The organism is Streptomyces sp. CBMA156 (genome assembly GCF_014596515.1).
Classification (GTDB): Bacteria; Actinomycetota; Actinomycetes; order Streptomycetales; family Streptomycetaceae; genus Kitasatospora.
In genome coordinates this window covers 1-13,928 of sequence record NZ_MSJQ01000021.1, presented here as the reverse complement: position 1 = coordinate 13,928, position 13,928 = coordinate 1, and the positions used below count along the sequence as shown (strand labels likewise).

The following is a 13,928-nucleotide window of genomic DNA, read 5'->3' as shown; positions in this document are numbered from 1 at the left end:
CCGCCGGGCCGCCGCCCGCCCCGTGGCGGCCGAGCAGGCCCCGGCCGGGGCGCCGGCCACGGACCCCGACACCATGCCCGACGCTTCCCCCGTCACCGAGAAGGACACCTGATGAGCAGCGCCATCGACCGCGACCTCGACTGGCTGTTGGAGAACCTGCTGGCGGCGACCCCCGGCACCCGGCACGCCCTGGTTCTCTCCGCCGACGGCCTCAGGCTCTGCCACACCACGGGACTGAGCAGCGACCAGGCCGACCAGCTGGCCGCCATCGCCTCGGGCCTCCAGAGCCTGGCACACGGCGCCTCGATCGAGTTCGGCGACGGCAGCGGCGGCGTGCGGCAGTCGATGACCGAGTTCCACGGCGGCATCCTGTGCATCGTGGCGGCGGGCGAGGGCGCACACCTGGCGGTGGTCACGGACGAGGAAGCGGACGTCGGCGTGGTCGGCCACAACATGCACGGCCTGATCGAGCAGATCGGGGTCCACCTCAGCGCGCCCGCCCGGAGTGCGGAATCCGACGGGGCCGCCACTCGAGAGAGCGCAGGTATATGAACGCCGGGCCGGTGCTGCCGGGCCGCGACGACGACCCGGACCGCCTCTACACCATCACCCGGGGCCGCAGCCGGGCTCCGGAGAACGCCTTCGACCTGGTCACCCTGATCGTCGCCGAGCGGCAGCCGGCGCCCGGGATGCAGTCGGAGCACGCGCGGATCCTGCGGATGTGCGAGGCCCCGACCGCCGTCGTGGAGGTGGCGGCGGAGCTGACGCTGCCCATTTCGGTGGTGAAGATCCTGCTCGGCGACCTGCTGGAGTCCGGGGCGGTCACCGCCAGGCACCCCAGGTTCGCGCCGAACAAAGCCAGGCTGCCCGACCTCGACACGCTGAAGCAGGTGCTGCATGGCCTCCAACGGCTCTGACGCCCGGCCCGGCGGCGGCGCTGAGGTCGGCACCGGCACCGGCACCGACGGCCGGCCCGGCGCGCCGCGCACCCCGCTCCGGGCGACCGCCGACAACGCGCTGAAGATCGTCGTGGTCGGCGGCTTCGGCGTCGGCAAGACCACACTGGTCGGCTCGGTCAGCGAGATCCGCCCGCTGAACACCGAAGAGGTGATGACCCGGGCGGGCGAGGGCGTCGACCCGGCCGGAGCCTGGGGCAAGCGCTCCACCACGGTGGCCTTCGACTTCGGCCGGATCACCCTCTCCGAGCGCCAGGTGCTGTACCTGTTCGGCGCGCCCGGGCAGGAGCGCTTCTGGTTCCTCTGGGACCGGCTGTTCAGCGGCGCCCTGGGCGCGGTCGTCCTGGTGGACACCCGGCGGCTGGAGGACTCCTGGTACGCGATCGACCGGCTGGAGCACCACGGCACGCCGTTCATCGTGGCCCGCAACAACTTCGGCGAGCCGGGCCACACCCTGGCGCAGGTCCGGGAGGCGCTGGACCTGCCGGCCGAGGTGCCGCTGGTGGACTGCGACGCCCGCGACCGCGAGTCGGGCAAGCGGGTGCTGATCGCGCTGGTCCACCACCTGGCTGCCCTGGCCGGCGCCGATGAGGCCGCGCTGTCCGCCGCCGCGGGGGACGAACCGACGGCCATCGCAGCGGACGAAGCGTCCGCCGCGGGGGACGACGAGGCGGCCCCGGCCGAAGCGCCCGCCCCGGCAGGGTCCCGCACCGCGATCTACGAGGAGAGCACCCCGTGACCGAGCCCGCCGCCACCCCGCCCCCGGGCTGCCCGGCGCACGCCGCCGCCACGCCGCTGTACGGGCCGCGTTTCCAGACCGACCCCGCCCAGCTCTACCGCGAGCTGCGCGCCGCGCACGGCCCCGTCGCCCCGGTCGAGCTGGCCGGCGGCGTGCCCGCCTGGCTGGTCATCGGCTACCGCGAGCTCCAGCAGGTGACCGGCCGCCCCCAGCTGTTCGGCCGTGACTCCAGCCGCTGGCACGCCTGGGCGACGCTGCCCGCCGACTGGCCGCTGAAGCCGATGATGGCGCCCGCCCCCTCGATCCTCTACACCGAGGGCGAGGAGCACGTCCGGCGTTCGCGCGCGGTCACCGACGCGCTGGCCGGGATCGACCCGTACGAGCTGCGCAAGCACGCGGAGGAGATCGCCGACCGGCTGATCGACGGGTTCGCCGGGCGCGGCGAGGCCGACCTGGTCGCCGAGTACGCGCACCGGATGCCGTTGCTGGTGCTGTGCCGGGTGCTCGGCCTGGACGAGGAGCAGGCGCCGCAGCTGATCGCGGCGCTGCTGGCCATGCTGGACGGCGGCCAGGATGCCGCGGCCGGTGCCCAGCGGCTGCTGGAGCTGATGCACGCGCTGGTCGAGGAGAAGGCCGAGTACCCGGGCGCCGACGTGGCCTCGCGGATGCTGGAGCACCCGGCCGGGCTGACCCACGACGAGGTGATGCGCGACCTGCGGGTGCTGCTGATCGCGGGCCACCAGCCGACCTCGTACTGGATCTCCAACGCGCTGCGGCTGATGCTCACCGACGAGCGGTTCGCCGCCTCGCTGGCGGGCGGCCGGCGCAGCATCAGCCAGGCGCTGAACAAGGTTCTCTGGGAGGACACCCCGACCCAGATCTTCGCCGGCCGCTGGGCGGCCCGGGACACCCGGCTCGGCGGCCAGCGGATCGGCGAGGGGGACCTGGTCCTGCTCGGCTTCGCCGGGGCCAACGCCGATCCGTCGGTCCGGCAGCCGGACGGCCGCCCGGCGGAGGGGAACCGGGCGCACATGAGCTACTCGTACGGCGAGCACGGCTGTCCGTTCCCGGCGCAGGAGGCGGCCGAGGTGATCGCCACCACCGCGATCGAGGTGCTGCTCGACCGGCTGCCGGACCTGCGGCTCGCGGTGGCCGAGCACGCGCTGGTGTGGCGGCCGTCGGCCTGGGTGCGCGGGCTGGTGGCGCTGCCGGTCTCGTTCACCCCGGGCCACCCGGTCTGACCCACGACACCAGCCGTACGAAGGAGAACTGTCGATGACCGCTGCCCCGGCCCGAATCGTCCTCGACCCGCTGGCCCGCGACAGCGCGGCGGAGGGCGCGCTGCTGCGGGCCGCCGGCCCGGTGGTGCCGGTCGAACTGCCCGGCGGGGTCGCCGCCTGGGCGGTGGTCCGGCACGGCGCCGCGCGGGACCTGCTGACGGACGCCCGGCTGGTGAAGGACGCCGCGCACTGGGCGGCCTACCAGCGCGGCGAGGTGCCGAAGACCTGGCCGCTGATCGGCCTGGCGGTGCCGGGCCTGAGCATGGTGACCACGGACGGCGCCGAGCACCGCCGGCTGCGGGCGCTGGTCGCCCAGGCCTTCACTCCGCGCCGGGTGGAGCTGATGCGCCCGCGGGTCGAGGAGACCACCCGCGCGCTGCTGGACGGCCTGGCGGCGGGCGAGCCGGTGGTGGACCTCAAGACGGCCTTCGCCTTCCCGCTGCCGATGACGGTGATCTGCTCGCTGCTGGGCGTGCCGGAGTCGGACCACGGCCTGCTGCGCGACCTGTACGAGCGGTTCTTCGGCATCAAGCCCAACCCCGAGGGCATCCAGGCGACCGTCGCCGGACTGAACTCCTTCGTCAACGGCCTGGTGGCGCAGCGTCGTTCGGCTCCCGGTGACGACCTGGCGAGCGTCCTGCTGGCGGCCGACACCGAGGGCGGGGCGCTGACCGACGCGGAGGCGGCGGCCACCCTGCGGGTGATCATCGCGGCCGGTCACGAGACCACGGTGAACCTGATCGGCAACGCGGTGCGGGCGCTGCTGGCCCACCCGGACCAGCTGGAGCTGGTGCGCTCGGGGCGGGTCTCCTGGGACGCGGTGGTGGAGGAGTCGCTCCGCTGGACGCCGCCGACCAGCAACTTCCTGTTCCGCTTCGCGGCCGAGTCCATCCCGGTCGGCGAGGTGGTGATCCCGGCCGGCGAGCCGGTGCTGGTCTCGTACAACGCGATCGGCCGCGACCCGCTCCAGCACGGGGTGACGGCCGAGGTCTTCGACCTCACCCGGGACCCGATCCGCCACCTGTCCTTCGGCCACGGGCCGCACGTCTGCCCGGGCTCGCCGCTGGCCCGGCTGGAGGCGGGGGTCGCGCTGCCCGCGCTGTTCGAGCGCTTCCCGGGGCTGTCGCTCGCGGTGCCGGACGCCGAGCTGCGGCCGAGCCCGTCGCTGGTGGTGAACAGTCTGCGGGAGCTGCCGATCCGACTGTACTGACGATTCGTCATGTCGCGGACTCCGGCCGGGCTTTCGGCCGGAGCCCGTCGGCTCCTCCGTGGACGGCTCCGGGGTGCCTTCTTGTGGGGGCGGATCGGAGGGGTGAACGTGAAGGTCGGGCGCGAAGGTCGAGCGGGCACCTTGGCGGGGGCCGACGGCTGCGTTAACGTCATCGATCAGTCCGGCCGCCGTCCGTCCGTGATCCCGCTTGCGCCCCTGTCCGTGTCCCTGCTCTGCGGTCCGTGAAGGCCCGTCTCCGGTACAGCGCGATGTCGTTCAGCCCACCGTCGGCAGTACGCCCTGGCGAGGAGAACCGCATTGACCCTCAACCCGACCGCGCCGCACCGGAGTTCCCGCCGCCGAACGGCCGCCCTGCCCGTCCTGGTGGCGGCGCTCGCGCTGACCGCGGCCTGCTCCAACAGCTCCGGTGGTTCGGGGGGCGGTGGAGGCGGGTCGGCCGAGTCGCTCACCGGTGACTGCGCCAAGTATCAGCCGTACGCCGGGCATTCGGGCACGACGGTGACGATGTTCGCCTCGATCCTGAGCCCGGAGTCGGACAACCTGGAGAAGTCCTGGGCCGAGTTCGCCAAGTGCACCGGGATCAAGATCAGCTACGAGGGCTCGAACGACTTCGAGTCCCAGCTGCCGGTCCGGGTGTCCGGCGGCAACGCCCCGGACTTCGCGGTCGTCCCGCAGCCGGGCCTGCTGGCGCAGATGGTGAAGAGCGGGAAGGTGGTGAAGCCGCCCGCGGAGACCGTCACGAACCAGGGCAAGTGGAGCCCGATCTGGAAGACCTACGGTTCGGTCGACGGCACCTTCTACGCGGCCCCGATGAGCGCCAACATGAAGTCCCTGGTCTGGTACTCGCCGAAGACCTTCAAGGCGGCCGGCTACGAGGTGCCGAAGACCTGGGCCGACCTGATGGCGCTCAGCGACAGGATCGCCAAGGCGGGCGGCTCCAAGCCGTGGTGCGGCGGCATCGCCTCCGGGACGGCCACCGGCTGGCCGGCCACCGACTGGCTGGAGGAGGCGGTGCTGGGCTCGTACGGCGGCGAGGTGTACGACCAGTGGGTCGGCCACCAGGTGAAGTTCTCCGACCAGAAGATCACCGACGCGATGAGGACGGTCGCCGGCTGGATGCAGAACCCGGACTGGGTCAACGCGGGCTTCGGTGACGTGAAGTCGATCGCCACCACCACCTTCCAGGACGCGGGAACACCGATCCTGAGCGGCAAGTGCCTGATGCTCCAGCAGGCCTCGTTCTACGAGGCGCAGTGGCCCAAGGGCACCAAGGTCGGCCCGGACGGGGACGTCTTCGCCTTCCACCTGCCGGCGGTGAACCCGGCGATCGCCAACCCGGTCGAGGGCGGCGGCGAGTTCCTGGCGGCCTTCTCCGGCCGGCCCGAGGTGCAGGCGGTGCAGAACTACCTGTCCAGCTCGGACTGGGCGAGCAGCCGGGTGAAGACCGCGAGCGGCTGGGTCTCGGCCAACCAGGGTGTGGACAGGAGCCTGTACACCGATCCGATCGACAAGCTGTCGGCCGAGGCGCTGACCGACCCGTCGGCGACCTTCCGCTTCGACGGCTCCGACCTGATGCCGGCCGCGATCGGTGCGGGACAGGAGTGGAAGTCGCTGACCGCCTGGTTCGCCGAGGGGCAGTCGATCCAGAAGACCGCCGCCGACATCGACGCCGCCTGGCCGCAGTAGCCGAGGCGCCGCCCGGTGCCGTCCCGGGGCGTCGGCGTCCGGACCTCGGGCTCCGGGCTCCGGCGGCCGCGTTCCGGCTTCCGTACCGGTTCCGGTTCCGTACCGGTTCCGGCTCCGGGGCGGGCCGGGCCGGGCGCACACCGAGGACCACCTGTCGAGGGCGGTGCGGGGCCACCCACCCGCACCGCCCGCCCCCTTCCCACCACACCCGAAGGGACGCGCAGCCATGTCCGTACCCGGATTCCCGACACCCGTCGCCGAGGCGGCCACCACGAGACTGGCGGCCGGTGCCTGGAGCGACGCGGCGGTCAAGTTCGGCAACACCGTCGGAGCCGTCGCGGGCTTCCTCGGCATCCTGCTGGTGGTCTTCCTGGTCGCCGGCCGGGCCAGGGGCCGCCTGTCCCGCCCGCTGGCGGTCGGGGTGTTCCTCGGCCCGGCGGTGGTGCTGCTGGCCGTCGGCCTGGTCGTACCGCTGGTCCGCACGGTCTACCTCAGCCTCAGGAACGACGACAGCAGCCGGTTCGTCGGCGGCGAGAACTTCGGCTGGGCCTTCACCTCCGACCCGGTGCGGAAGGTGCTGGTCAACACGCTGCTGTGGCTGGTGGCCGCGCCGCTGGCGGCGACCGGGCTGGGCCTGGTGCTGGCGCTGCTGGTGGACCGGATGCGCGGCCAGGCGGTGTACAAGTCGCTGATCTTCATGCCGATGGCGATCTCGCTGGTCGGCGCGTCGATCATCTTCAAGTTCGTCTACGAGTCGCGCGGGCCGGGGCGGCCGCAGATCGGCCTGCTCAGCCAGCTCGCCGTCGCGGTGGGCTGGGACGATCCCCCGAACTGGCTGCTCTCGCAGCCGCTGAACACCTTCCTGCTGATGGCGGTGATGGTCTGGGTGCAGACCGGTTTCGCGATGGTGGTGCTGTCGGCGGCGATCAAGGCGATCCCGGCGGAGGTGGTGGAGGCGGCCCGGCTGGACGGCGCGAGCGGGGTGCGGCTGTTCTGGTACGTCACCGTGCCGATGATCCGCACCACGGTGATGGTCGTGCTGACCACCGTCATGATCATCACCCTGAAGGCCTTCGACATCGTCCGCACCATGACCGGCGGCAACTTCGGCACCCAGGTGCTGGCCAACGAGATGTACTCGCAGTCCTTCGTCCAGTTCAACGCCGGGCGGGGCAGTGCTCTCGCGGTGCTGCTCTTCCTCGCGGTGCTGCCGCTGGTGGCCTACAACATCGTCCAGCTGCGGAAGGAGCGTGAGGTGCGGTGACCAGGACGGACGGTCGGGAGAAGCCGGTGCGGAGGGCCTTCAGCAGCCCGCTGGCCTCGGTGTTCGTGATCGCGATGACGGTGCTCTGGACGATCCCGACGCTGGGTCTGCTGGTGACCTCGCTGCGGCCCAAGCAGGACGTGACCGACAGCGGCTGGTGGAACGCCTTCCTCCACCCGGACCTCGGCCTCGGCAACTACCACGCGGTGCTGTTCGAGGGCGGCTCCGGTGTCTCCAGCGGCCTGATGCCCTTCCTGGTCAACTCGCTGGCGATCAGCGTCCCGGCGACGGTCTTCCCGCTGGTGCTGGCGGCGATGGCGGCGTACGCGCTGGCCTGGGTGCGGTTCCGGGGGAGCGACGCGGTGTTCTTCACGGTGTTCGCGCTCCAGGTGGTGCCGATCCAGATGGCGCTGATCCCGTTGCTGCGGCTGTTCGCCGGCGGTGCGCACCTGGGCCCGCTGACGCTGATCCCCGCGGTGGACCTGAGGGGCAGCTACGCGCCGGTCTGGCTGGCGCACACCATGTTCGCGCTGCCGCTGGCGGTGTTCCTGCTGCACAACTTCATCGCCCAGCTGCCGCGCGACCTGATGGAGGCCGCGGTGGTGGACGGCGCCTCGCACTTCAAGATCTTCCGTTCGATCGTGCTGCCGCTGTGCACCCCGGCGCTGGCCTCGTTCGCGATCTTCCAGTTCCTGTGGGTCTGGAACGACCTGCTGGTGGCGCTGACCTTCGCGGGCGGCACGCCGGAGGTGGCGCCGATGACGGCTCGGCTGGCGCAGCTGTCCGGCTCGCTGGGCGGGCGCTGGGAACTGCTCACGGCCGGGGCGTTCCTGTCCATCATCGTGCCGCTGATCGTCTTCTTCAGCCTCCAGCGGTACTTCGTCCGGGGGCTGCTGGCCGGGTCGGTGAAGGGGTAGCCGGGGAGTTCATGGTGGCGAGGGCATTCTGAACGCGTTCAGAGTCAGGTTTTGAACCTGTTCAGAATGGTCTACAGTCGGCAGCGTCCGAGGCGCCGAGCGCGCCCGCCGGCGGACCACCCCGTGGGTGGCCTCCGCATGCCCGCCGACCACTGAGGGGGACTCATGTCAGGTCTGTCCGTGCCTGCCTCGTCCGATGAGCCGGGTCCGTCCGGACCGCAGGGCCCGACCGCCTCGCAGGGCCCGGCAGCGCCGCAAGGTCCGACTGCCGTGCAGGGCCCTGCGGCGCCGCAGGGCCCGATCGGGGCGTCCGGGTCGTACGACCCGCACGACCCGTACCGGCAGTACGACCCGAACCGGGCGTACGGCTCCCATGGCCCGTACAGCACGCACGGCCCCCACCGTGCGCCCGGCCCCGGCCCGCAGGGCGGGCGGGGTCCGGGCCCGAAGCCCGGTGCGCCGGAGCCCCAGGCCGGCGCGTGGCTGCGCCGCAGTGACCCCGAGCGCCGGGCGGGGGCCACGCCCCGGGTCGTCCTGGCCGCCCTGCTCACCGGCCTGCTGACGGCCTGGCTGCTCTACGGCGGCCTGGGCGCCAACCTGCTGATCTGCGGCGCCGCCACCGCCGTCGGGGCCGGGTTCGCCGCCCGGGTGGCGGGCCGTCGGATCCGGCCCTGGACGGCCGCCTGGAGCCTGCTGGCCCTCGCCCTGCTCGCCGTCCCGGCCTGGTGGGACGCGGGCTGGCCCGCGGTGCTGGCTGCCGTCGGCGCGCTCGCACTGGCCTCGCTGGCCCTGCACGGCGGCCGCCGCTGGCCCGGTGTCCTGCTCGCCCTGCCGGGGATCCTCTGGCAGTCGGTGCCTGCCGTGGGCTGGGCCTGGACCAGCATGGAGGGGCGCGCGCTGCCGGGTCGCGGCCGGATCGTCCCGGTGCTCAAGGCGCTCGCGGTCGCCGCCGGCCTGCTGACCGTCTTCGGCCTGCTGTTCGCCGGCGCCGACGCCGCCATGGCGGACCTGCTGGGCAGCCTCAGCCCGGACCTCGACCTCGACCAGCTCCCGGGGCGCGGCGCGCTGTTCGTGCTCGGGGCGGTGGCCGCGCTGGGCTTCGCCCACATCGCGGCCGGCCCGCGCCGCTGGGACCGTACCGAGATCAGGCCGGGCCGGGAGCGCCGCCGGCTGGAGTGGGCGCTGCCGCTGGTCGCGCTCGACCTGATGTTCGGCGTCTTCGCGGTGGTCCAGGCCGTGGTGGTGCTCGGCGGCGCGGACGCCGTACTGGGCAACACCGGGATGAGCCGCTCCGAGTACGCCCGGCAGGGCTTCTGGCAGCTGAGCGTGATCACCGTGCTGACCCTGGTCGTGGTGACCCTCGCCAAGCGGTGGGCCCCGCGCACCACCCCCACCGACCGGCGGGTGGCGCGGATCCTGCTCGGCCTGCTCTGTGTGCTGGCGCTGGCCGTGGTCGCCTCGGCGCTCGGCCGGATGTGGTTCTACGTGGACGCCTCCGGGCTCACCCGGCTGCGGCTGTGGGTGCTGGTGGTGGAGGTCTGGCTGGGCGCCGTCTTCCTGCTGCTGATCGCCGCCGGGCTGGCCCGCCGCACCGACTGGCTGCCGCGCGTCGTGCTCCTCAGCGGGATGCTCACCCTCGCGGTCTACGGCCTGATGGGCCCGGACGCGATCGTCGCCGAGCAGAACGTCACCCGGTACGAGCAGGCCCTGCGGACCGATCCGCCCGCCGCGGCCATCGACCTGCGCAACGTCCGCTCGCTCTCGGCGGACGCGGTGCCAGCCCTGGACCGGCTCCCCGAACCGCAGCGGAGCTGTGCGCTGCAGCTGATCGCGCAGGACCTGTACGGGGAGCCGAAGCCCTGGTACGCGACCAGTCTCGCGACCGCCCGGGCGCGGGAGGCCCTGGCGGAACGGCCCCTGGAGGGCTCGGCCGCGATCGGCCGCACGGCCTGCGACTGGGCGGGGCTGACGTACGACGCCCGGTAGACCGACCGGGGCGGGTGGCCCGCGGACAACGCCTGGGGCCGGACGGGAGCGTGCTGCTCCCGTCCGGCCCCGGGCGTTGTGGCGCCGTCGGCGCGTGGCAACGCATGTCAGCGCATGCCAGGGGTGTCGGTGCCTCGCGGCGCCGTCAGTGCATCGCGACGGCGGAGGAGTCGCTCGGCAGGTCGCCGGCCTTGGCCTTGATCACGAAGACCGCGACCACCAGGGCCACCGCCGCGAGCGCGGCGCCCACGATGAAGCCGTGCGAGATTCCCTCGGTGAGCACGGTGTTGGCGGCGTTCGTGCCCTGCGGGAACTCGTGGTGCTGCTGGAAGTAGGCCAGCTGATCCGGTGTCGCGGTCGCCATGAACGCCGGCAGCTGCACGGTGGCCTCGGCCGTGGCGTAGTGCGCGAAGACCGTGGTCAGGATCGACAGGCCGAGCGAACCGCCGATCTGCTGCATCGAGTTGAGCAGGCCGGAGGCGGCGCCGGTCTCCTCGCCCGGGACGCCGGCGACCGAGAGCAGCATCACTGGGACGAAGATCAGGCCCATGCCGAAGCCGAACACCACCGTGGGGCCGAGCACTCCGTCCAGGTAGCCGCTGTCCTTGCCCATCTGGGTCAGCCAGGTGAGGCCGACGGTGACCAGCAGCGCACCGCCCGCCATGAAGGGCTTCGGGCCGTACTTGGCCTGGAGGTTGGAGGCGATCTGCGCGGCGACGACGATCGCGACGCTGATCGGGAGGAAGGAGACGCCGGCCTTCAGCGGGCTGTAGCCGAGGGGTCCCTGCACGAACAGCACGACGTAGAAGAAGATGCCGAACATGGCCGCGGCCAGGCAGAGCATCATCACCAGGCCGCCGGTGCGGTTGCGGTCGGCGAACAGGTGCATCGGGGTGATCGGCTGGTCGGTGCGGCTCTCGACCACGAAGAACGCGGCGAGCAGGATCGCGCCGGCCGCGAAGGAACCGAGCGTGATGCCGTCCGACCAGCCGTCCGAGGCGGCTCGGATGAACCCGTAGACCAGGCCGACCAGGCCGAGTGTCGAGGTGAGCGCGCCGGGCAGGTCGAAGCGGCCCGGGTGGCGCTTGGACTCTGCGATGTAGCGCGGCGCGGCGATCGCGATCAGGATCGCGATCGGCACGTTGACGAAGAACACCCAGCGCCAGTTCAGGTACTCGGTGAGCAGGCCGCCGGCCAGCAGGCCGATCGCGGCGCCCGAGCCGGCCACCGCGGAGAACACGCCGAACGCCCGGTTGCGTTCCGGCCCCTCGTCGAAGTTGGTGGCGATCAGGGCGAAGGCCGTCGGGGAGCAGATCGCTCCACCGATGCCCTGGAGCGCGCGGGCGGCCAGCAGCAGGCTGCTGTCCTGGGCGAAACCGCCGAGCAGCGAGGCCAGTCCGAACAGCAGGGTGCCGAAGATGAACACCCGGCGGCGGCCGAGGATGTCACCCGCGCGACCGCCGAGCAGCAGCAGGCCGCCGAAGGTCAGCGTGTAGGCGTTGATGACCCAGGACAGGTCGGTGGTCGAGAAGCCCAGGGCGTCCCTGATGTGCGGCAGTGCGATGTTCACGATCGTCGCGTCGAGGACGACCATGAGCTGGGTGGCCGCGATGACGGTCAGGGTGATGCCCTTGCCCCGTCCCTGGCCGGACTGCGGTGGTGAGTTCTTGCTGAGCGTGTCGGAGATAGCCACGAATGTGCCCCCTGCTGGCTATGTGCTCGGCGGTGCGGGTCCGGCGGATTCGCCGGTCCGGGCGCGGCGGTGCGCCCTTGCGCAGGCCTGGAAGGAACGGGATCGTTCACTAATCGGGACGATATCCTGGCCGTGATTGTGAACGCAAGCGTTCCTTAAGGATGGTGGCGATGGAGCGGTTGGTGCGACGCCTGGTGACGGACCGGTCCGGTCGGTCGTCGGGCCGGTCGCCGGGGGAGGGGGCCCCTCGGCCGGCGGAGGCGGGGGCCGGGGTGGGGTCCGGGGCCGTGGTCGGCTCCGGGGCGGTGGCCGCGGGGCCGGGCGTCGAGGAGGGTGCGGGGCCGGGTGTCGCGCCGGACTTCTGTCCGGTGCGGGCCGCCCGCCAGGCTCTGGCGAGGCCGGGTCGGCGGCGGGGGAAGGAACTGGAGAACGCGATCTTCGAGGCCGCGCTCGACCAGCTCACCTCCGGCGGATACGCGCGGCTGACCATGGAAGGGGTCGCCAGTGCGGCACGGACCGGGAAGGCCGCGCTCTACCGGCGCTGGGCGTCCAAGGACGAACTCGTCATCGACGCCCTGGACGCCACTCTCCCACGCCCTTACGACACCCCCGACCTGGGGTCCGCGCGGGACGAACTCCAACGGCTCGTCGAGGGGTTCACGGAGGCGATGACCTCCCGGGTGGGCTCCGCGCTCAACGCCCTGATGGGCGAGATCGACCACGAGCGGGCCGAGGTCTTCAAGTGCTTCATCACCGACCGGGTCCTCGAACCGACCGCGGGGACCATCCTGGAGATCCTGCGCCGTGGTGCCGAGCGCGGCGACGTCCGGCCCGGCGCTGTCACCCCGCTGGTGGCGGACGTCATTCCGGCGGTACTGCTCTACCAGGTCAAGATCCGAGGGCTGGAAACCATGGGGCCGGACTTCGCCGGCCGCCTGGTGGACGAGGTGCTGGAGCCGATGATCCGGGCCTGAGTGAGGCTGGGCGGGCCTGAGTGGGCCTGAGCGGGCCTGGGCCGTCCTGGGCGGGTCGGTGTCGGGTTCGCTGCCAGGCTCGGTGCTGGGGCCGAGGTCGGGCCCGGGCCCCGGGCAGCAGGGAATCCGCGGTCGTGGGGCGGGCTTAGGCTGGAGGCTGCCCCCGCTGAACGGAATACGCCATGCCGATCGTCCCTCCGACGCACTCCGTCGAACGCTCGCTCCGCCGGGCCGGCGCCAAGATCGTCGTCGGTCTCGACGAGGTCGGGCGCGGCGCCTGGGCCGGGCCGGTCACCGTGGGTGCGGCCGTCACCGGCCTGCGCAAGGCGCCGGAGGGACTGACCGACTCGAAGCTGCTCACCGAACTGCGCCGCCGCGCGCTCGCCCCGGTCCTCGCCGACTGGGTCACCGCGTACGCGCTGGGGCAGGCCTCGCCGCAGGAGTGCGACGAACTCGGCATGACGGCGGCGCTGCGGCTGGCGGCCGTCCGCGCGCTGGAGGCACTGTCGGTCGAGCCCGACGCGGTCATCCTGGACGGCAAACACGACTACCTCGGCGGCCCCTGGCGGGTGCGCACGGTGATCAAGGGTGACCAGTCCTGCATCTGCGTCTCCGCCGCCTCGGTGCTCGCCAAGATCCACCGCGACGGCCTGATGGCCGAACTGGGCGAGGGGTGCCCGGAGTACGGCTTCGCCGACAACGCCGGCTACCCGTCCCCGGTGCACCGTGCCGCCCTGGAGGAGTACGGCCCCACCGGGCAGCACCGGCTCTCCTGGGCGTACATGGACGCACTGCCGCGGTGGCGTCACCTCAAGCGCGTCCGGGAGGTCGTGGGTGGCGGTCAGGGGTCCGCCGACGAACAGTTGACGCTCGGTTTCTGACGGTCCGTCTGGAATTGCCCAGGTGAGGGTGGCGGAGCGGCGGCGCCCAATGGGTGGGGTGCCCGTGCGCGTCCGACCGGCATTTGATAGATATCCGGGTATGCCTGCCTTCCCCGAGGAGCCGGAGATTCACGAGAGCATTCCGGGCCCCGGCGTTCCCGTCCCCCGCGAGTCGGACGCACCAGCCCCCGCCACTGCACTCACCACCACCACCACCGTCGCCGCCCCGGCACCGGTGCCCGGCCCCCGTCCGGAGCCTCCGCGCCCGGCCGCGCCGCGCGCCGCCCGTCCGGGACCGGCCACCGGCGGCGCGGCCCTGGG

The 13,928-nt window shown here is 72.8% G+C and carries 12 protein-coding genes and 1 pseudogene; 12 read left to right on the top strand and 1 reads right to left on the bottom strand.

Annotation, left to right across the window (positions count from 1 at the left end; translation table 11 throughout):
• The first annotated feature begins 111 nt into the window (after positions 1 to 111).
• The 9 genes from BU198_RS01280 to BU198_RS43670 all read left to right on the top strand — a co-directional run bounded on the left by BU198_RS01280 (position 112) and on the right by BU198_RS43670 (position 10,059).
• Positions 112 to 552, top strand: coding sequence for a roadblock/LC7 domain-containing protein (locus tag BU198_RS01280; RefSeq protein ID WP_188294931.1), 441 nt, complete (start codon positions 112 to 114; stop codon positions 550 to 552).
• Positions 549 to 917 (top strand): DUF742 domain-containing protein, encoded by a 369-nt coding sequence (locus tag BU198_RS01275; protein WP_188294930.1) that lies wholly within the window; start codon positions 549 to 551, stop codon positions 915 to 917. The genes BU198_RS01280 and BU198_RS01275 overlap by 4 nt, the downstream gene beginning before the upstream one ends.
• Entirely contained in the window at positions 898 to 1,695 is a 798-nt protein-coding gene (locus BU198_RS01270) for an ATP/GTP-binding protein (RefSeq protein WP_188294929.1), read from the top strand. Before BU198_RS01275 ends, BU198_RS01270 begins: the two co-directional genes overlap by 20 nt.
• Complete coding sequence (locus BU198_RS01265) at positions 1,692 to 2,936, top strand: cytochrome P450 (RefSeq protein WP_188294928.1); 1,245 nt, start codon at positions 1,692 to 1,694, stop codon at positions 2,934 to 2,936. Before BU198_RS01270 ends, BU198_RS01265 begins: the two co-directional genes overlap by 4 nt.
• A gap of 34 nt (positions 2,937 to 2,970) precedes the next feature.
• Positions 2,971 to 4,185: a cytochrome P450 family protein gene (locus BU198_RS01260; RefSeq protein ID WP_188294927.1), complete on the top strand. Its 1,215-nt coding sequence runs from the start codon at positions 2,971 to 2,973 to the stop codon at positions 4,183 to 4,185.
• Positions 4,186 to 4,503: 318 nt separating this feature from the next.
• Positions 4,504 to 5,892 carry an ABC transporter substrate-binding protein gene (locus BU198_RS01255; protein ID WP_188294926.1) on the top strand — a complete coding sequence of 463 codons (1,389 nt, stop codon included), beginning with the start codon at positions 4,504 to 4,506 and terminating at the stop codon, positions 5,890 to 5,892.
• A gap of 226 nt (positions 5,893 to 6,118) precedes the next feature.
• Complete coding sequence (locus BU198_RS01250) at positions 6,119 to 7,156, top strand: carbohydrate ABC transporter permease (RefSeq protein ID WP_188294925.1); 1,038 nt, start codon at positions 6,119 to 6,121, stop codon at positions 7,154 to 7,156.
• Complete coding sequence (locus tag BU198_RS01245; protein WP_317619903.1) at positions 7,153 to 8,073, top strand: carbohydrate ABC transporter permease; 921 nt, start codon at positions 7,153 to 7,155, stop codon at positions 8,071 to 8,073. The genes BU198_RS01250 and BU198_RS01245 overlap by 4 nt, the downstream gene beginning before the upstream one ends.
• Positions 8,074 to 8,343: 270 nt before the next feature.
• Positions 8,344 to 10,059, top strand: a complete 1,716-nt coding sequence (locus BU198_RS43670; protein ID WP_188294924.1) for a DUF4153 domain-containing protein — start codon at positions 8,344 to 8,346, stop codon at positions 10,057 to 10,059.
• A gap of 145 nt (positions 10,060 to 10,204) precedes the next feature.
• On the opposite strand, the gene BU198_RS01235 is transcribed toward BU198_RS43670, so the two are convergent.
• On the bottom strand, positions 10,205 to 11,752 hold the full coding sequence (locus BU198_RS01235) for an MFS transporter (RefSeq protein ID WP_411293123.1): 1,548 nt from the start codon (positions 11,750 to 11,752) through the stop codon (positions 10,205 to 10,207).
• A gap of 272 nt (positions 11,753 to 12,024) precedes the next feature.
• On the opposite strand from BU198_RS01235, the gene BU198_RS01230 reads away from it, so the two are divergent.
• The 3 genes and pseudogenes from BU198_RS01230 to BU198_RS41705 form a co-directional block, all read left to right on the top strand.
• Positions 12,025 to 12,726: a TetR/AcrR family transcriptional regulator gene (locus BU198_RS01230; protein ID WP_317619902.1), complete on the top strand. Its 702-nt coding sequence runs from the start codon at positions 12,025 to 12,027 to the stop codon at positions 12,724 to 12,726.
• A gap of 182 nt (positions 12,727 to 12,908) precedes the next feature.
• Complete coding sequence (locus BU198_RS01225) at positions 12,909 to 13,607, top strand: ribonuclease HII (RefSeq protein WP_188294923.1); 699 nt, start codon at positions 12,909 to 12,911, stop codon at positions 13,605 to 13,607.
• Between the two features lie 100 nt (positions 13,608 to 13,707).
• Positions 13,708 to 13,928, top strand: a pseudogene (locus BU198_RS41705) (hypothetical protein); the annotation flags it as partial.